The 18,418-nt window shown below is 70.1% G+C and carries 17 protein-coding genes; 6 read left to right on the top strand and 11 right to left on the bottom strand.

All coding sequences use genetic code 11. The features are described from left to right. Positions 1-99 precede the first annotated feature (99 nt). Positions 100-1,905 (top strand): N-acetylglutaminylglutamine amidotransferase, encoded by a 1,806-nt coding sequence (locus G6N30_RS10935; RefSeq protein WP_134052669.1) that lies wholly within the window; start codon positions 100-102, stop codon positions 1,903-1,905. Beyond that, complete coding sequence (gene ngg, locus G6N30_RS10940; protein WP_134052671.1) at positions 1,902-3,686, top strand: N-acetylglutaminylglutamine synthetase; 1,785 nt, start codon at positions 1,902-1,904, stop codon at positions 3,684-3,686. The genes G6N30_RS10935 and ngg overlap by 4 nt, the downstream gene beginning before the upstream one ends. Here the strand turns inward: ngg and G6N30_RS10945 are convergent, their stop codons facing one another. The 5 genes from G6N30_RS10945 to map form a co-directional block, all read right to left on the bottom strand. Next, the gene (locus G6N30_RS10945) at positions 3,687-4,250 is read right to left on the bottom strand and encodes an alpha/beta fold hydrolase (RefSeq protein ID WP_134052673.1); all 564 of its coding nucleotides are present in this window, start codon (positions 4,248-4,250) and stop codon (positions 3,687-3,689) included. A 59-nt stretch (positions 4,251-4,309) separates the two neighbouring features. After that, positions 4,310-4,972: a hypothetical protein gene (locus G6N30_RS10950; protein ID WP_134052675.1), complete on the bottom strand. Its 663-nt coding sequence runs from the start codon at positions 4,970-4,972 to the stop codon at positions 4,310-4,312. Between the two features lie 52 nt (positions 4,973-5,024). Then, positions 5,025-5,285, bottom strand: coding sequence for a hypothetical protein (locus G6N30_RS10955; RefSeq protein WP_134052681.1), 261 nt, complete (start codon positions 5,283-5,285; stop codon positions 5,025-5,027). A gap of 102 nt (positions 5,286-5,387) precedes the next feature. Further along, the gene (locus G6N30_RS10960; protein ID WP_134052683.1) at positions 5,388-6,875 is read right to left on the bottom strand and encodes a cobyric acid synthase; all 1,488 of its coding nucleotides are present in this window, start codon (positions 6,873-6,875) and stop codon (positions 5,388-5,390) included. A gap of 69 nt (positions 6,876-6,944) precedes the next feature. Beyond that, positions 6,945-7,802: a type I methionyl aminopeptidase gene (gene map, locus G6N30_RS10965; protein WP_134052685.1), complete on the bottom strand. Its 858-nt coding sequence runs from the start codon at positions 7,800-7,802 to the stop codon at positions 6,945-6,947. 80 nt (positions 7,803-7,882) lie between these two features. On the opposite strand from map, the gene G6N30_RS10970 reads away from it, so the two are divergent. Beyond that, the gene (locus G6N30_RS10970; RefSeq protein WP_134055157.1) at positions 7,883-8,269 is read left to right on the top strand and encodes a PaaI family thioesterase; all 387 of its coding nucleotides are present in this window, start codon (positions 7,883-7,885) and stop codon (positions 8,267-8,269) included. Between the two features lie 64 nt (positions 8,270-8,333). Here the strand turns inward: G6N30_RS10970 and G6N30_RS10975 are convergent, their stop codons facing one another. The 4 genes from G6N30_RS10975 to G6N30_RS10990 are packed head-to-tail and all read right to left on the bottom strand — an operon-like array spanning position 8,334 to position 12,502. Then, on the bottom strand, positions 8,334-8,951 hold the full coding sequence (locus G6N30_RS10975) for a DUF1707 SHOCT-like domain-containing protein (RefSeq protein WP_134052687.1): 618 nt from the start codon (positions 8,949-8,951) through the stop codon (positions 8,334-8,336). 16 nt (positions 8,952-8,967) lie between these two features. Beyond that, a complete protein-coding gene (locus tag G6N30_RS10980) occupies positions 8,968-10,788 on the bottom strand; it encodes a penicillin-binding transpeptidase domain-containing protein (RefSeq protein WP_134052689.1) in 1,821 nt (606 codons plus the stop codon). A gap of 60 nt (positions 10,789-10,848) precedes the next feature. Beyond that, complete coding sequence (locus G6N30_RS10985) at positions 10,849-11,778, bottom strand: alpha/beta hydrolase (protein ID WP_134052691.1); 930 nt, start codon at positions 11,776-11,778, stop codon at positions 10,849-10,851. Between the two features lie 7 nt (positions 11,779-11,785). Then, on the bottom strand, positions 11,786-12,502 hold the full coding sequence (locus G6N30_RS10990; protein WP_134052693.1) for a FadR/GntR family transcriptional regulator: 717 nt from the start codon (positions 12,500-12,502) through the stop codon (positions 11,786-11,788). Between the two features lie 83 nt (positions 12,503-12,585). Between G6N30_RS10990 and G6N30_RS10995 the strand changes: the two genes are divergently transcribed. Genes G6N30_RS10995 through G6N30_RS11005 form a run of 3 tightly spaced genes read left to right on the top strand, consistent with a single transcriptional unit; the run spans position 12,586 to position 16,836 of the window. Next, positions 12,586-13,806, top strand: a complete 1,221-nt coding sequence (locus G6N30_RS10995) for an iron-containing alcohol dehydrogenase family protein (protein WP_134052695.1) — start codon at positions 12,586-12,588, stop codon at positions 13,804-13,806. Continuing rightward, positions 13,790-15,439 carry a flavin-containing monooxygenase gene (locus tag G6N30_RS11000; RefSeq protein ID WP_134052697.1) on the top strand — a complete coding sequence of 550 codons (1,650 nt, stop codon included), beginning with the start codon at positions 13,790-13,792 and terminating at the stop codon, positions 15,437-15,439. Before G6N30_RS10995 ends, G6N30_RS11000 begins: the two co-directional genes overlap by 17 nt. Continuing rightward, entirely contained in the window at positions 15,436-16,836 is a 1,401-nt protein-coding gene (locus G6N30_RS11005; protein ID WP_134052699.1) for a glutamine synthetase family protein, read from the top strand. The genes G6N30_RS11000 and G6N30_RS11005 overlap by 4 nt, the downstream gene beginning before the upstream one ends. Here G6N30_RS11005 and G6N30_RS11010 read toward each other — a convergent pair. After that, positions 16,833-17,522, bottom strand: coding sequence for a GNAT family N-acetyltransferase (locus tag G6N30_RS11010; protein WP_134052701.1), 690 nt, complete (start codon positions 17,520-17,522; stop codon positions 16,833-16,835). The genes G6N30_RS11005 and G6N30_RS11010 overlap by 4 nt on opposite strands. Positions 17,523-17,544: 22 nt before the next feature. After that, positions 17,545-18,399: a GNAT family N-acetyltransferase gene (locus G6N30_RS11015; RefSeq protein ID WP_134052703.1), complete on the bottom strand. Its 855-nt coding sequence runs from the start codon at positions 18,397-18,399 to the stop codon at positions 17,545-17,547. Positions 18,400-18,418: the final 19 nt, after the last annotated feature.

Below are 18,418 nucleotides of genomic sequence, written 5' to 3' on the forward strand. Positions count from 1 at the left end.
CGTGGGTACGTACCTGCGGTGTCCATCAAACGAAACTCCGACGCCCCGATTGACGCTGCTGTCAGGCACTGCGGGCGTGGTCGCGGTAGGGTTTAAGCGATGTGTGGAGCCACCGGCGAGGTACGCCTCGACGGCAGAACCCCTGACATAGCCGCTGTCTCGGCCATGGCCGAGACGCTGACCCGGCGCGGACCGGACGGCGCCGGCGCCTGGTCGCAGGGCCGGGTCGCGCTGGGGCACCGTCGTCTCAAGATCATCGATCTGTCCGAGGCGGGCGCGCAGCCCATGGTCGACGGCGAGCTCGGCTTGGCGATCGCCTGGAACGGCTGCATCTACAACTACCGGCAGCTGCGCGACGAACTCAGCGGCCACGGCTACCGGTTCTTCTCCACCAGCGACACCGAGGTGCTGCTCAAGGCCTACCACCACTGGGGTGACCGGTTCGTCGACCGCCTCTACGGGATGTTCGCGTTCGCGATCGTCGAACGTGACAGCGGGCGGGTACTGCTGGGCCGCGACCGGCTCGGCATCAAACCGCTCTACATCTCCGAGGACGCCAACCGGATCCGGTTCGCCTCGTCCCTGCCCGCGCTGGTCGCCGGTGGCGGCGTCGACACCCGCATCGACCCCGTCGCGCTGCATCACTACCTGTCCTTCCACTCCGTCGTACCGGCGCCGCTGACGATCCTGCGCGGCGTCAAGAAGGTGCCGCCGGCGTCGCTGATCGCGATCGAGCCCGACGGCAGGCGGACCACCACGACGTACTGGACGCCGGACTTCACGCGCCACGCCGACCGCGCCGACTGGTCGGAGCGCGACTGGGAGGACGCGGTGCTCTCCGCGCTGCGACGCGCGGTCGAGCGGCGGCTGGTCTCCGACGTGCCGGTGGGCTGCCTGCTGTCCGGCGGTGTCGACTCCAGCCTGATCGTCGGCCTGCTCGCCGAGGCCGGGCAGACCGGCCTGCAGACCTTCTCGATCGGATTCGAGTCGGTGAACGGGGTGGCGGGCGACGAGTTCAAGTACTCCGACATCGTCGCGCAGCGCTTCGGCACCGACCACCACCAGATCCGCATCGACACCGCGCGCATGCTGCCCGCTCTCGACGGCGCGGTCGCCGCCATGAGCGAGCCGATGGTCAGCCACGACTGCGTGGCCTTCTACCTCCTGAGCGAGGAGGTCGCCAAGTACGTCAAGGTGGTGCAGTCGGGACAGGGCGCCGATGAGGTCTTCGCCGGCTACCACTGGTACCCGCCGATGGCCGATCCCGCAGCCGCGTCCATCGAGGGTTCGGTGGCCAGCTACCGGGCCGCGTTCTTCGACCGCGACCCGGAGGCCGTCAACGCGCTCATCACTCCCCCGTACTTCACCGACGGCGACCCGAGCGGCCGCTTTGTCACCGAGCACTTCGCGCGTGAGGGCGCGGCGACCGGCGTCGACCGGGCGTTGCGCCTCGACACCACGGTGATGCTGGTCGACGACCCGGTCAAACGCGTCGACAACATGACGATGGCCTGGGGTCTCGAAGGCCGCGTGCCGTTCCTCGACCACGAGCTCGTCGAACTCGCCGCCACGTGTCCGCCCGAGTACAAGACCGCCCAGGGCGGTAAGGGGGTGCTCAAGGAGGCGGCCCGCCGGGTCATCCCGGCCGAGGTGATCGACCGGCCCAAGGGGTATTTCCCGGTGCCTGCGCTCACCCATCTGGAGGGTCCCTACCTCGACCTCGTCCGCGACGCCCTGTCCTCGCCCGCGGCCAAGGAGCGCGACCTGTTCCGGCCCGAGGCGGTCGACCGTCTGCTGGCAGATCCGAACGGCCGGCTGACCCCGTTGCGCGGCAACGAGCTGTGGCAGATCGGACTGCTCGAGCTGTGGTTGCAACGCAACGGCATCACGGGGCCGGCAGCATGACCGACCTCGGCTCCCACCTGGACCCCGACAGCGACCACACCGAGGCCATCACGCTCGGGCTGCACGACGCATCGCCGCAGCACCTGGTCGACGCGATGGCCGACGACGTCGTTGTCGAGCTGGGTTGGGGCCGTCTGATCTTCGGCCAGACGTTCGCCGATCCGGAGAAGCTGGCGCAGGTGCTGCAGCACGAGGGTCCCGGCCGCCGTGACATCTGCATCTACGCGCGCGAGTCGCATGTGCTGGTGGCGCGCTCACCCTCGGAACTGTTCATCGACCCGAGCCACACCTACCGGTTGCGGTTCCCCGAGCACGAGGTCACCGCGGACCCCAAGCCGGTGGGTTTCACCGTCCGGTCCCTTCGCGAGCCGTCCGACGCTGACGCGATGAATCGGGTGTACGTGCAGTGCGGGATGGTGCCCGCACCCACCGAAGTCATCTGGGACAACCACAACAACGCCGACGCCGTCGATTACCTGGTGGCGGTCCGCGACGACGACGGCAGCATCATCGGCACGGTGACCGGAGTCGACCACAAGCGGTTGTTCAACGACCCGGAGGACGGGTCGAGCCTGTGGACGCTGGCCGTCGACCCCACGTCGAGCCTGCCGGGCGTGGGTGCCGCGCTCACCCGGGCGCTGGCCCAGCTGTTCCGCGACCGCGGCCTGTCGTACATGGATCTGTCGGTGGCGCACAACAACACCGCGGCGATCGCGCTCTACGAGAAGCTCGGCTTCCAACGCGTGCCGGTGCTGGCGGTCAAACGCAAGAACGCGATCAACGAACCGCTGTTCACCCACTCCCCAGAGACCATCGACGACCTCAACCCGTATGCGCGCATCATCGCCGACGAGGCGATCCGCCGCGGGATCTGGGTGGAGGTGCTCGACGCTGGTGCCGGGGAGATGCGGTTGAGCCACGGCGGGCGCAGTGTCATCACCCGGGAATCGCTGTCGGAGTTCACCTCCGCGGTGGCGATGGCGCGGTGTGACGACAAACGCCAGACCCGGCGGATCGTCTCCGAGGCCGGTATCGCCGTGCCGAAGGGCCGGCTCGCCACGTTCGACGAAGAGGACCACAGATTCCTCGCCGAGGTCGGTGACGTGGTGGTCAAGCCGACCCGCGGCGAGCAGGGCAAAGGCATCACCGTCGGCGTCGACAGCGCCGAGGAACTCGACGCGGCGCTGGCGCGCGCCCGGGAACAGCATCCCGACGTGCTGATCGAACAGCGGGCACCGGGCGACGATCTGCGGCTGGTGGTCATCGACGGCAGGGTGGTGGCGGCGGCGTTGCGGATGCCGCCGGAGGTGCTGGGGACCGGCAAACACACCATCCGCGAGCTCATCGAGACGCAGAGTCGCCGGCGGGCCGCCGCGACCGGGGGCGAGTCGAAGATCCCGATGGACAAGGTCACCGAGGGCACCGTCAAGGAGGCCGGCTGGTCACTGGACGACGTCCTGCCCGAGGGTCAGCGGCTGCGCGTGCGCCGGACCGCCAACCTGCATCAGGGCGGCACCATCCACGATGTGACCGCCGAGGTGAACCCGGAGCTGTGCCGGGTCGCGGTGGCCGCCGCGGAGGCGATCGGCATCCCGGTCACCGGTATCGATCTGCTGGTGCCCGATGTCACCGGCGTCGACTACGTCTTCGTCGAAGCCAACGAACGACCGGGACTGGCAAACCATGAACCACAGCCCACCGCAGCGGCTTTCGTCGATTTTCTGTTCCCGATGCAGCCGGGGTTGCCGCAGGCGTGGACTCCGGAGGAGACGCCGGCCTAGTCACCAGGTGCTGGTGCGCATCACGATCTCGGCGGCGAGCTGCGCCGTGGAGTCCGCGGCGTTTCGCCGGCCCAGCAGGTCGACCAGACGGTAGTCGCCGTAGACGAAGCGCTGGCTGGCTTTGGCCACCGACCGCGACGCCGGCGTGCTGACCAGCGCCGTGGTGTTCATCTCGACCGGCGGACAGTGCTCGTCGCGGACGGTTCCCTTCGGGTCGGGGACGCGCGGATGCCCCCGGTCGATCACGACCAGCCCGATGAACCGGTCGAGCCGGGTGGCGGCCAGCTCCCAGGCGAGTTCGCCGCCGTGACGGTCGCCCACCAGAAGCGCCCACCGGACGTCGATCGCGTCGAGGATGCCGACGACGGCCTTGCCGGTGAGCCGCGGATCGGCGCCGATCACGACGGTGCGCAGCGACGCGGTGTGCAGCCGCTGGCAGATCCCGTCGTACGCCGCGGGCGAATGCTGCGCCGCACCGAGCAGTACCACCGCTGAACCCTTTTCGGGACCGGCCACGTCCACCGGTACGGAGAATCCGTCGACGGTGACCATGGATGAGAGCATTCGGCCACGCTACCGGCAACACCGCGCCGGCGGGCGGGATTTTTGGTGTTGCGCCCGTCTCAGCCGGCGCCGATGCGCTCGGCCTGGCGTGTCGCGATGTCCAGAAAGGTCTGCGGCAGCGCACCTTTGGCGGTGATTCCCGGATTCGGCGTCGGGAATGCGATGCCGAACACAGCCATCGTGCCGACGTTCTCGAAGCTGAAGAACACGCTGTTGTCGACCCCGGAAAGTGTCATCGTCTGCCGGTACACCAAGGCGTCGGGTCGTGCGGTCTGAATGCGGGTGGTGGTCATCGGGATGCCCTCGTCGGTCGGATCGAAGAAGGTGTCGTAGCTGGCGCACCGGTCGGCGGTCGCGGCGAGCTGGTCGACGTCGAGTGGCCACGTCAGCACCGTCATCACCGCGCGGGCCCCGTCGTAGGCGGCGACATACTTCGCGGCGCTGCCCGGTCCCCGTTGCGCGGAGGCTTCGATCACCCGGGTCAGACCGTCGGAGCACCCCTCGGGGCGGGAGAGCATCGGCGGCGGGCCGGTGCCGCCACCCTGGCCGGGGTCGTCGACGATGCGGTCGTACTGCACCCCGGCGGGGAAGTCCGCGGCGGTGAGCAACACCCGCTCGAGGCGGGCGCCCGGCCACGTGGGTGTTCCCGTCACGGTGGTGGCGCATCCACCGAGCACGACCATCGCCACGAGGGCGCAAGCCACCGCGGGCCGCCTGGTCATCTTCCCAGGTTACGCAGAATCGGTGCCGGTGAGCCGACCGTCGACAGCTTTCTCAGAGCCGGTACATCTCCCGCGCCATCCGCGAGTGCTCGGTGAAGTCACGCCGCGACTGCACGTGGTGGCGCGGTTCGCGCCGCAGGCTCGCGAACCAGGCGAGGACGGTCCGCCGCCGGTGGGTCTCACGGGGCGGGGCCAGCAGCGCCGCCGCCGAACCGAGCATCACCTCGTGCTCGGTGACGATCACCCGTGTCGGCGCCGTCGGCTTCGTCGACCTCGGTGTGGTCGGAAAGGCCTGTGTGTAAAGGATGTTCATGGCTTTGACTCCTGATGCGGGGCCGGTCTTCTCCGGCTCGACCACAGGCAACGTAAGGCGCGCAGCGACGAGGGTCGCGAGTAGTGCGCTACCCGTTCTCGGCTACGGGCGCAGCCCGGTCGTGACGGTCGGCCGCGACGGCGGTCCGGCGTCGATGAGGTCGGCGACGGCATCCACGTCGAGGTGACGTTCCAGCAGGTCGGCCATGACGTCCAGTTGGGCGTCGCGGCGCGCGCTCACATCGACGTCGTCGGCGACCACGAAGCCGGTCCTGCCCGCCGCGGCGGCCGCCTCGGCGAGCCAGGCGCGGCGGAACTCGTCGTTGTCGAACAGACCGTGCCAGTGGGTGCCGAACACCGCACCGCGACGCAGCCCGATGCCCGCCCAGTCCTCGGCCCCGGAGCGGACCACCTGCCCGTGATGGATCTCGTACCCGTGCAGCGGAGTCGTCCAGCGCCGCAACGTCTTCTCGGCGGCGAACGCGATGTCGGCGTCCACCAGACCCAGCCCGTCCACGTTGCCGGCCCGGGACTCGACCGGATCGTCGATGTGGCGGCAGAGCATCTGAAAACCGCCGCAGATTCCCAGCACCGGTAGGCCGGCGCGGGCGTGCGCCGCGATCGGTTCCGCCAGCCCGTTGGCGCGCAACCACTCCAGATCGGCGACGGTGGCCTTGGTGCCGGGCAGCACGACGACGTCCGCATCGGCCACGTCGGCGGGGTCGGTCACCCACCGCACCGCCACCCCCGGCTCGCACGCCAGGGCCTCGATGTCGGTCGAGTTGGAGATGCGCGGCAGCCGCAGCACCGCGACCTGCAGACCGTCGCCGCCGCGCGGCGGCGCAGGCCTGCCGATGACCCGCCCCGACACGACGGACACCGAGTCCTCGGTGTCCATCCAGAGCGCGTCGCTGTACGGGACCACCCCGTAGGTGGGCCGGCCCGTCAGCTCCCGCAGTTGGTCGAGGCCCGGCGTGAGCAGGGCCGGATCGCCGCGGAACTTGTTGACCACGAACCCCGCGATCAACGCCTGATCGTCGGGCTGCAGCACCGCGACCGTGCCGAACAGGTGGGCCAGCACTCCGCCCCGGTCGATGTCGCCGGCCACGATGACCGGCAGGTGGGCGCGGCGCGCGAGCCCCATGTTGGCCAGGTCGGTGCCGCGCAGGTTGATCTCCGCGGGCGAACCCGCGCCCTCGCAGAGCACGACGTCGAATTCTTCACGCAGCGCACCCAGTTCGTCGGCGACCACGTCGGCCAGCCGGTCGCGGTGGGTGATGTAGTCCGTCGCGCTGACGGTGCCGGTCACGTGTCCGCGTACGACGAGCTGCGAGGTGCGGTCACTGCCCGGTTTGAGCAGCACCGGGTTGAACCGCACGCTCGGGGCCAGGCCGGCGGCGCGGGCCTGCATGGCCTGGGCCCGTCCAATCTCACCCCCTTCGACGGTCACCGCCGAGTTGTTCGACATGTTCTGCGCCTTGAAAGGCGCGACCCGCACACCCTTGCGGGCCAGCAGCCGGCACAGTCCGGCCACCAGCATCGATTTCCCGGCGTCGGAGGTGGTGCCGGCGACGAGCAACGCTCCGTTCATCGCGGCGAACGTGTACTCACTGCCAGATTCCGCCCCGGATGTCGCACTGGGCGCCACTCGCTGCGGCGCTCACGGCAGCGTGAGGATCTCGGCGCCCGTATCGGTGACGACCAGGGTGTGCTCGAACTGGGCGGTCCACTTGCGATCCTTGGTGGCCACGGTCCAGCCGTCGTCCCAGATCTCGTAGTCCAACCCGCCCAGGTTGATCATCGGTTCGATGGTGAACGTCATGCCGGGTTCGATGACGGTGTCCACGCTGGGCTGGTCGTAGTGCAGCACCACCAGACCGTTGTGGAAGGTCGTGCCGATGCCGTGGCCGGTGAAATCGCGAACGACGTTGTAACCGAACCGATTCGCGTAGGCCTCGATGACCCGGCCGATCACGGACAGGGCACGACCCGGTTTGACCGCCTTGATGGCGCGCATGGTCGCCTCGTGGGTGCGCTCGACGAGCAGGCGGTGCTCCTCGGAGACGTCACCGGCGAGGAAGGTGGCGTTGGTGTCGCCGTGCACCCCGTCGATGTAGGCGGTGACGTCGATGTTGACGATGTCGCCGTCCTGGATCACGGTCGAGTCCGGGATGCCGTGGCAGATCACCTCGTTGAGCGATGTGCAGCAGGACTTCGGGAAACCCTTGTAGCCCAGCGTCGACGGGTACGCGCCGTGGTCGACCATGTACTCGTGGGCGATGCGATCCAGCTCGTCGGTGGTGACGCCCGGTGCGACGGCTTTGCCGGCCTCCGCCAGCGCGCGGGCGGCGATGCGGCCGGCCACGCGCATCTTCTCGATCACCTCGGGGGTCTGGACCCAGGGTTCGTTGCCCTCGTCGACGGTCGGGCGCCACGCGTACTCGGGGCGCTCGATCGACTTGGGTACCGGCAGCGTGGGAGAGAGTTCGCCGGGACGGAGGGCGGTGCGCACAGACATACACCGAGGATAGCCAGGAGAACGCCGCTCTCCTGTGGCGAGAATGTTAGGTTGTCTCCATGCTCGGCGAGTCGACACCGATGAAGACCACCCCGAATCATCTACTCGGGCAGCTGGGTATGCACGACATCCTGGAGACCGACGAGCGGATGGTCATGGAGATGGCCAACCGCCCGGAACTCACGAACACCCGGGGCGCCCTGCAGGGTGGGTTGGTCACGACGCTGATCGACATCGCCGCCGGACGACTGGCCGGCAGGCTCGTGCGAGCCGATCAGGATGTGACGACCGCCGATATGAACGTGCACTTCCTGGCGCCCGTGGTGGTCGGTCCCGCGCGGGCCGAGGCGACCGTCGTGCGCGCCGGTAAACGCCTCATCGTCACCGCGGTCGACGTCACCGACGTCGGGCGTGACCGCCTCGCGGCGCGGGCCACGCTGAGTTTCGCGGTGCTCGACCGCCGCTGAGCGGCGAATAGGCAAGAGCCGCTGAGCGGCGAATAGACAAGAGCCGCTGAAGAAGGGCCGGTGGTCAGCCACGCTCGCCGAGGAACCGCGGCCGGCGCAGCCACCCGGTCTGCGGGCCGCGGATGTCGACCGAACCCCACACCACCTTGCCGGTGAGCACCACGTGCGGCCTGCCCTCCGCGGTCACGTCGCGGCGGTGGTCGGTCGCGCTGCCGACGATCACTTCGACGTCGTCGATCGACGCGCTCGCGCCGTCGGGCAGCCGCAGGTCGAGTCCGCCGAATTTCAGATCGAGTTCGATGACGACCATCGGCCCCGCGAAGCGCGCACGGGTCAGGTCGAGGTCGATCGATCCCATCCGGCGGTGCAGCGCCAGCCGCGTCGGCACGATCCACTCCCCGTGCCGCTTCAGCGAACCGAACACTCCGCGCAGTTCGACCCGATCGGTGGCGGAGGTGACGATCGCCCCCGGCCCGGGCAGATCGGTGACCAGGGCGTCGAGATCGGCGCGCATCCGCGCCTGCGACACCGCCGCCGAGCGTTCCTCGAACTCCTCGATGTCGAGCAGACCGAGTGCCACCGCGTTGTGCAGCCGTCGCAGCGTGCCGTTGCGATCGGCGTCCGAGATGCGCATCGGCATCGGCTCGGGGCGGGCGTCACCGTTGTGGGCCGGGGTCGTCATAGCCCCTCCAGGCTACTCAGGCCAGGTAGTCGGCGGGCAGTCCGTCGAGCATGCCGCGCAACATTCGGACGGCGTATTCCGAACTGCCGCCGCCCACGATGAGCGCGGCGAAGGCGAGGTCGCCGCGGTAGCCGGCGAACCAGGAGTGCGAACCGCCGGCGAACTCCGCCTCACCGGTCTTACCCCGCACGTCGCCGGCGCCGGCCAGGTCCTTGGCCGTGCCGTTGGTCACCACCAGCCGCATCATCGGCCGCAGGGCGTCGACCACCTTCGGGTCGACGGGCTGGTGCTGGCCGGTGACGACGGTGTCGCGGCCCTCGATCAGCCGCGGCACCGGCGTCTGGCCGGCGGCGACGGTGGCCGCGACGAGCGCCATGCCGAACGGGCTCACGACGACCTTGCCCTGGCCGAAACCGTCTTCGGTGCGTTCGGCGAGGTTGACGGTCGGCGGGACCGAACCGGACACCGTCGGGATGCCTTCGATCCGGTAGTCCGGTCCGATGCCGTACTGCGCGGCCGCGGTGGTCAGTCCGCGCGGCGGCATCCGGCTGGCCAGTTCGGCGAACGTGGTGTTGCAGGAACTGGCGAACGCCCGCGACATCGGCACGGTGCCGAGATCGAATCCGCCGTAGTTCGGCACGGTCCGATGGCCGATGTCCATGTGGCCGGGGCAGGGCAACATGGTGTTCGGAGTCGCCATATCGCGTTCGATGGCCGCGCCCGCGGTGACGATCTTGAACGTCGACCCCGGCGGGTACAGGCCCATGGTGGCCAGCGGGCCCTCCGCATCGGCGGCGGCGTTCTGCGCGACGGCCAGGATCTCGCCGGTCGAGGCCTTCATCGCGACGATCATCGCCTGTTTGCCGGTGAAGTTCACCGCGTTCTGCGCGGCGGTCTGCACGGCGCGGTCGAGGCTGATCGTCACTGACGGCGCGGGATCGCCGGGCACCTCGTTGAGGACGTCGACGTCGACCCCGTTCTGGTTGACCGTGACCACCCGCCACCCGGAACGGCCGTCGAGTTCGTCGGCGACCTCCTTTTTGACCTCGTTGACGATCGCGGTGGCGAAACCCTCGTCGGTGGGCAGCAGATCCGGTTGCGGGGTGATGACCACCCCGGGCCGCGGGCCGAGGATGCCGGCCACCCGGTCGTGGTCGGCCTGGTTGAGGATCAGCAGGCTCATCGGTTCGGCCATCGAGCTCGCCTGTTCGGCGAGCCGCTGCGCATCGATCGTGGGCAGGAAGGGGCGCAGCGTGTCGGCCACCACGCGCGCGGTCGACATCAGCTCCGCGCCCGCCGCCCTAGCGTCGAGCGAGACGTGGTACCGGTAGCCGGGGACCAGCACGTCGGTGCCGCCACGTTCGTTGACCGATGCTCGCGGCGGCGGGTCGGCGCGCAGGGCGAACGACTGGTTCTCCCCCAGCCGCGGATGCAGACCCGTTGTCGCCCAACGGACTTCCCAGCGGCCCTCGTCGCGCACCATGTTCAGCTGACCGTCGTAGGTCCAGGTGCGTTCCTTGGGCAGGTGCCAGGTGTAGCGGTAGGTGATGCTGCCGGTGTCCTCGGTGTACTTCGACCCGAGGATCTGTGCGTCGAGGTGGGTCGCCTGCAGTCCGGCCCAGGCGTCGTTCAGCGCGGCGCGTGCATCGGCGGGGCGGTCGGCGAGTTCGGCGGCCGCGGCGGTGTCACCGGTCGACAGCGCGGCGAAGAACTCCTCCGCGGCGGGCTCGGGTCCGTTGGGTTTGGGGGTGCAACCGCTGAGTCCGAGGCTGCCGAGGACTGTGGCCACCGTGAGCAGACAGGTGACCCTTGTTGCTGCTGAGGTTTTAGTTGCCATTGAGGCAGATGTTAGGGATGTGGTGATCGGTTTCCGGGGAGGCGCACCGTGATGGGTTCGTTACCGCCGCAGCGCTGCGGACAATCGGTCGCCGGCGAAGACCATCGCCGCGGCCGCCGAGGGGTAGAGCTCCGTCAGCCCGAAGAAGCCGTGCACCAATCCCGGCGTGAGGTGCGTGCGCACCGGCACACCGGCGGCGTCCAGCGCCGCCGCAAAGCGTTCCCCCTGCGGCCGGATCGGATCGCACTCGGCGAGGATCACGGTGGTCTCGGGCAGGCCGGCCAGGTCGGCGTCGAGGAGATTGACGCGCGGATCGGTGGCCTGCAGCGGGCTCTCGAGATAGTTGTCCTGATGCCACTGCAGTTCGTCGCGCTCCAGGACGACACCGTCGTAGTCCGGATCCACGCCACGTTCCAGGTCGGTCGTGGTGACCGGATAGACGAGCAACTGGTGACGCAGCCGCGGGGCTCCGGCGTCGCGGGCATACAGGGCGGCCGCGCCGGCGAGGTTCCCGCCGGCGCTGTCTCCTGCCACCGCGACGCGGTCGTGGTCGACCGGCAGGCCCGACGCGGGATCGGCCGCCCAGACAAGCGCATCGACGGCGTCGTCGACCGCGGTCGGGAACCGCGATTCGGGCCCCCGGCGGTAGCCGACCGACAGCACCGCGCTGCTCGAGGCGTTGGCCAGTGCCCGGGTGGTGACGTCGTGGGTGTCGATGCTGCCCAGCAGCCAGCCGCCACCGTGGAGGTAGACCGTCAACGGCGGCGCCGTGTCCGGGCCGGCCGGTAGGTAGAGCCGGCCCGGAATCGACTGTGCGTCGCGGGTGGGGACGGCCAGGTCCACCACGCGGCGCACCGGCGGCCGGGCCAGGCCGCGGAACGACGATTCGAAGTTGTCGCGCGCGGTGGGCACCGGGAGCAGGTGGGCGTTCGGGCGGCCCGACGCCCCGGCCTCGTCCAGCAGTCGCTTCGCGACGGGGTCGATCGGCATCACGGGGTCATGCCCGGCCGGCGCGGCGCTCGGCCAGGACTGCGTTGACTTCGTGCCGGGCTTCCTCGATGTGGGCGGTCATGGCGGCCGAGGCGCCGGCCGCGTCGCGCTCGCGGACCGCAGCGATCACCGCGGCGTGCCCGCGGATCGTCGACTCGTGGATCACCGCGAGATCGTCGCGATCCAGTCGCGAGAACGCCGCGGCCCGAAGGTCTTCCACCACCTGGATGAGGATCGCGTTACCGCTCATGCGCGCGATCGCGAGATGGAACTCCGAGTCGGCCCGCCGGAATTCGTGCACGTCGGCGCTCGCGGTCAACGCCGCCTGGCAGGAGTCCAGCCACTGCAGGTCTTCGGCCGTCCCGCGCTGGGCGGCCAGACCCGCGCCCATCGCCTCGACGGCCAGTCGGAGCTCGAAGACGTCGCCGAGTCGCCGGAGGTACTCCTCGTCGTCGACCGCGGTGTTCAACGCCGCAGCCGTCGGTGAGACGACCGTGCCCGCGCTGCCGCGCTTGGTGGTGAGCAGACCTTCACCCTGCAGCACCCGGATGGCTTCGCGGACCGTCACCCGTGACACGCCCAGCCCTTCGGCCAGCGCGCGCTCGGCCGGCAGCCGCTCGCCCGGCAGCAGGACGCCGAGCGCGACCGCACGACGGACGCGGTCGACGACCGCGGCGTAGGCCGGCGGTGTCTGCACGGGGCGCAGCAGGAAATCCTCGGACATGTCGGATGCAGGATAACGCCGCACCGGCGCGCGGTCTGATGGTATGAAAAGCAAACCAAGAACGACTCATCAGCTGGAGCTCAGTGACCCCCGACATCATCGGCCCGTTCGCCAACCACCTTCCGGTGCGCATCACCTTCGGCGACGGCGCCGCCCTCCACCTGCACGACGTCCTCGACGCGATCGGCGCCGCACGCGTGCTCGTGCTCACCGACCAGGACATCGAGGTCTACAACCCCGCGGTCGCCGCCGTGCTCGCCGCGCTGGACACTGCGGGGCGCACCGTATCGCGGTGGCCCAAGCCGCCCGGCGAGCCGACGATCGCGATGGTCGACGCGGCGGCCGCGCGGCTCGCCGCCGAACCTGTCGACGCGATCGTCGCCCTCGGTGGCGGCTCGGTGATCGACACCGCCAAGGCCGCGCGGCTGTGTCACCAGCGCGGCATGACCTTCGCGCAGTTCCTGGGCTCCGAGCGCGAGTTCCCCGAGCCGGCCCTGCCGCTCATCGCCGTGCCGACCACCGCAGGAACGGGATCGGAGGTGTCGGGCGGTTCGGTGGTGTCCGATCCCGGCGCCGGCCGCAAAGCCGGTATCGCGCACCCTAATCTGCGGGCGCAGTACGCGGTGGTCGACCCGGTGCTCACCTGGAGCATGCCGCCTGCGATGACCGCCAACACCGGGATCGACGCCCTCGCACAGGCGATGGCGGCGGTGATCGCCAAGGTCCGCACGCCGATCGGCGACGCCATCGCCCTGGAAGCGGTGCGCCTGATGAGCGGATCGCTGCCGCGGGCCTACCGGGACGGCCGCGACGCTCACGCGCGGGCGCAGATGGCCTGCGGCAGCATGATGGCCGGTTTGGCGATGAACATCTCGGACTGCGCGGCCGAGCATTCACTCGGACAGGCGATCGGCGGCCTCACCGGCGCTCCCCACGGACTGACCATCGGCGTGGTGCTGGCCGAGACCCTCGAGCGGGAGCGACGAGTCGTCCCCGAACGGCTCGAGCGCATCGCCGACGCATGGGGGCTACCCCGTGACGGCGCCGGCGACGGCACCCGCCTGGTGACGGCGGTGCGCCTGCTGCTCGACGAGCTGGACTTTCCGGTGCTGGCCGATCTCGGCCTCACCGACGCCGACCTCGACCGGCTGACCGATGCCGCACTGGCCGACTACTTCATCACCATGTCGCCGCAGCCGTGGCAGCGGGCGGAGGTGCGCGACGCCTTCGCCGCGGCGCTGGGTACCCCACGCCGCAGGGCCGCGGCGGGCACTGAACAGGAGATCGATGCTCTCACAAGCTGATTCGGGCACCCCGTCGACCGTCGACGTGGTGATCGTCGGAGCCGGGTTCGCCGGGCTCTACATGCTGCACCGCATGCGCGGGCTCGGTCTGAGCGCACACATCCTGGAGCGCGCCGAGGACGTCGGCGGCACCTGGTACTGGAACCGGTATCCGGGGGCGCGCTGCGACATCGAGAGCGTCGACTACTCGTACTCCTTCGACGAGCAGCTCACCCGCGAGTGGCGATGGACCGAGCGCTACGCGGCCCAGCCGGAGATCCTGTCCTACATCGGCCATGCCGCCGACCGCTTCGACCTGCGCCGCGACATCACCTTCGGCACCACCGTCGCCTCGGCGCACTGGGACGACGACACCGCGACGTGGACCCTGACCTGCGACACCGGTGCGGTGGTCCGCACGACGTACTGCGTGATGGCCACGGGCTGTCTGTCGGTCGCCAAGCAACCCGACGTCCCCGGACTGTCCGAGTTCACCGGACGCTGGTTCCACACCGGCCGGTGGCCGCACGAACCGGTCGACTTCACCGGCCGGCGCGTCGCCGTCGTGGGCACCGGATCCTCCGGCATCCAGGCCATTCCGCAAATCGCGGCCGCGGCGGACTTCGTCCACGTGCTGCAACGCACCCCGAACTACAGCATGCCGGCGCAGAACCGGCCGCTGTCCGCGGCCGAATTCGACGCCGCCATCGCCGATTTCGCGACGCGTCGGCGGATCTGCGAGCAGTCCGACGCGGGTGTCCCGCATCCGCCGCCCACGCAGTCGACCTTCGAGGTGACGCCCGCCGAACGCGAACGCCGCTTCGAGGAGGGCTGGCAACGCGGCGGGATCAACGCACTGTCCGCCGCGTTCACCGACTTCTTCACCGACGAGGAAGCCAACCGGTTGGCGCAGGACTTCGTGCGGCGCAAGATCCACGAGATCGTCGCCGATGAGCGGACGGCCGACCTGCTGTGCCCGCACCATCACATCGGCACCAAGCGCACCTGCGTGGACACCGGCTACTACGCCACCTACAACCGCGACAACGTCGAACTCATCGACGTGCGTACGAATCCGATCGAACACGTCACCACCACCGGCGTCCAGCTCACCGGCCGCCACATCGACGCCGATGTGATCGTCTTCGCGATCGGCTTCGACGCGATCACCGGCGCCCTGGCCGACATCGACATCCGCGGCGTCGACGGCGTCGAACTGCACGACGTGTGGGCCCACGGACCGCGGACGCTGCTCGGGCTGCAGACCGCCGGGTTTCCCAACCTGTTCATGGTGACCGGGCCGGGCAGCCCCTCGGTGCTGAGCAACATGCTGGTGTCGATCGAACAGCACGTCGACTGGATCACCGACTGCCTGGCACATCTGGATGCTCACGGGCTCGAGCGGATCGAGGCGACCGAAGACGCCCAGGACCGGTGGATGGACCACGTCGCCGCCCTGGCGGCCGACACGCTCTACCCGCAGGCGACGTCGTGGTACCTCGGCGCCAACATCCCTGGCAAACCGCGGACCTTCATGCCCTACGTCGCGGGCTGCGGGCAGTACCGCCGGGAATGTGAGCAGGTGGTCGCCGACGGCTACGCGGGGTTCCTGCTGGGCCGGCCGAGCCCGGTGGCCGAGGGCAGCCGCGCATGACCGACGCACCGGGCGGGCGGACCGCCGCGGAGGTCCTCGCCCACCTGCAGGACAACGACATCAGCACCGTGATCATCGGCGGCTCCGACACCCACGGGGTCATGCGGGGCAAACGCATGCCCATCGAGCAACTACCCCGGGTCCTCGAGCACGGGATGCCGATGTGTGACGTGTTCTGGGTCATGCATGTCGACGAATCCGACCTGGTGCCGCGGCCCGACGGCCATCGCGGCTACTTCCCCACCGAGACCCAGGGCTACCCCGACATCCTGGGGGTCCCCGACCTCACGACGCTGCGCGTCGTGCCGTGGCATCGCCGGACCGCACTGCTGCTCTGCGACTGGACCCTGCACGACGAGGACCGGCCGGTGCCCATCTCGCCGCGGGCGGTGCTGCGCCGGGTCGTCGAGCGCGCCGGCGAGCTGGGCTACCAACCGCTCAGCGCGCTGGAACTGGAGTTCTACCTGCTGCGCGAGAAGGCGGGCACCGCGCACCACAAGCGGGCCGCCGAACTGGTTCCGCTGCAGGAGGTCGCGAGCACCTACGGCGTGGTGATGGGATCGTTGCAGGAGGAGATCGGCGAGCTGATCCGCCGCCACATGCTCGATTACGGACTGCCCGTGGAGGCCTGCAACCCCGAGACCGGCCCCGGGCAGTTCGAGATCACGCTGCGCTACGGCGACAGCCTGCGCTCGGCCGACGACGCCTTCCTCTTCAAGTCGGCGATCAAAGAGGTTGCGGCGCAACAGGACCTACTCGCCACCTTCATGGCGAAACCGTCGAGCAGCTGGGCGGGCAACAGCTGCCACATCCACATGAGCCTGCGCGACACCGACGGCCGCGCGGTCTTCTTCGACGCCGGCGCACCGGATCAGCTGTCCGGAACCCTGCGTCACTTCACCGGCGGGATCCTGGCCTCCATGCGGGAGTTCACCGCGATCATGGCGCCGACACCGAACTCGTACCGCCGGTACGTCCCGTATTCGTGGGCGGGCACCACGACCACCTGGGGGGTGGAGAACCGCTCGGTCGGTGTCCGGATCATCCGCGACGGACAGAGCGGTACCCGGCTGGAGCACCGCCAGCCCGGCGGCGACGCCAACCCGTATCTCGCGACCGCCGCGGCACTGGCCGGGGGCCTGCACGGTCTGGTCAACGAGATCGACCCCGGCGAGATGGCCGCGAGCGACGTCTACGGGGCGCCCGTGGGCCGGCACACCGCGCTGCCGACGACCCTCGGTGAGGCGTTGGACCTGCTGGAGCACGGCACGGTCGCTCGCGAGTGGTTCGGCGACGACTTCGTCGACCACTACGTGGCGATGAAACGTGCGGAGCTGCAGGCACAGTCGCTGGCCGTCACCGACTGGGAGGTCGCCCGCTACCTGGAGTCGATCTAGCCGCCGGCGGCCGGCGCGCGGACGACCAGCGGCACCGCCGGGAAGTACGCCGCCATCTCCGACCGGGACGCGCGCAATGTCGCGGTGCCGTAACCCCGTTTGCGGTGCTCGGGGTGGATCCAGATCCGCACGTTCACCTCACCGCCGGCCAGCTCGCCGAACACCATGCCGATCTTCTGGTCGCCGACGGTCGCGACCAACCAGACCGCTTCCTCGGCGTCGACCCGGTCGACCGCCGCGCTGATCTCGTCGTCGAGCGCGCCGGCCGGTGCGCCCGAACCGTCACCGGCCGCGCGGACGTCGGCGGTGCGCGCGGCGAACACGTCGCGGTCGTCGGCCGCCGAGAACGGCCGCAGCACAACGGGTTCCGACCGTCGCGGCTGCTCCCCCATCGTGAAGCTCAGCTGGTTGTTGAGGTCGTCGAGCTCGGCGGCGATGCGGCGTCGCGACACCTTGGTCAACCGGTCGAACGACAGCCCGAGCACGGCCTCAGCCCCGGTCACCGAGATTCCCAGCAGGGCGGCGAGGTCCTGGATGGCGGCGTCGTAATCCTCGGCGGCCACGATCACGTCGAGCACTTCGTGGCGGCGTTCCAGCGCGCGCATCAGCGCGTCGGCGATCTCCCGGCGGATGACGCGGCGATCACGGGCGTCACCGCGCTCACGGACGTCGTCGGGGTCGGTCATGGCGCCAGCGTAGCCGCCGGGATCAGTCGAGCAGCACGGTGGCGAAGGTGCCGACCTGGCGGAAACCGATGCGGGCGTACGTGGCCCGGGCCACGGTGTTGTAGCTGTTGACGTACAGGCTGGCGACGCGTCCACCGCGCACGACGGCGGCGGCCAGCGCCGCGGTCCCCGCGGTGCCGAGCCCGTGGCCGCGCCGGTCCGGATGCACCCAGACACCCTGGATCTGGCCGACGGCGGGCGACTGCGATCCGACCTCCGCCTTGAATACGACCTGACCGTGTTCGAACCGGGCCCAGGCGCGGCCGGCCGCGATCAGCCCCGCCACCCGGCGCCGGTACCCGCGACCGCCGTCACCCGCGCGCGGGTCGATGCCCACTTCGCCGATGAACATGTCGATGGCCGCGACCAGATACGCGTCGAGTTCCTCGATCCGCACCGGCCGCACCGAGGGATCGACAGGACTCTGCGGGGCGGTGTCGAGCGCCATCAGCGGCTGATGGTCCCGCACGTCGCGCGCCGGTCCCCACGTCTGCTCCAGCCGCCGCCACATCGGCATCACCAGCTCGGCGCGGCCCACCAGCGACGAACACCGTCTGGCGCTGCTGGAGGCCTTGTCGGCGAACGCGTACATGTCGGCGGGTTCGCCGCGCAGCGGTATGAGGTTCGCGCCGGCGTAACACAGCGACTCGGTCGCGCGTCGGCGCGTCCACAGTTCTCCGCCGATCGCGCTGGGCTCGACGCCGTGATCGGCCACCCGCGAGGCGACCATGCAGCCGCCGACCGGGTCGTCGTCGAGCACCCGCCGCACCGCGGCGACGTCGCGCACCACCGAGACCCGTCGGTCGTCGGCGAGGCGGAAGAGCGGCGGAGCCGACATCGATACTGCTTTCTGCTGG

It is taken from the genome of Mycolicibacterium litorale, from assembly GCF_010731695.1.
GTDB lineage: Bacteria > Actinomycetota > Actinomycetes > Mycobacteriales > Mycobacteriaceae > Mycobacterium > Mycobacterium litorale.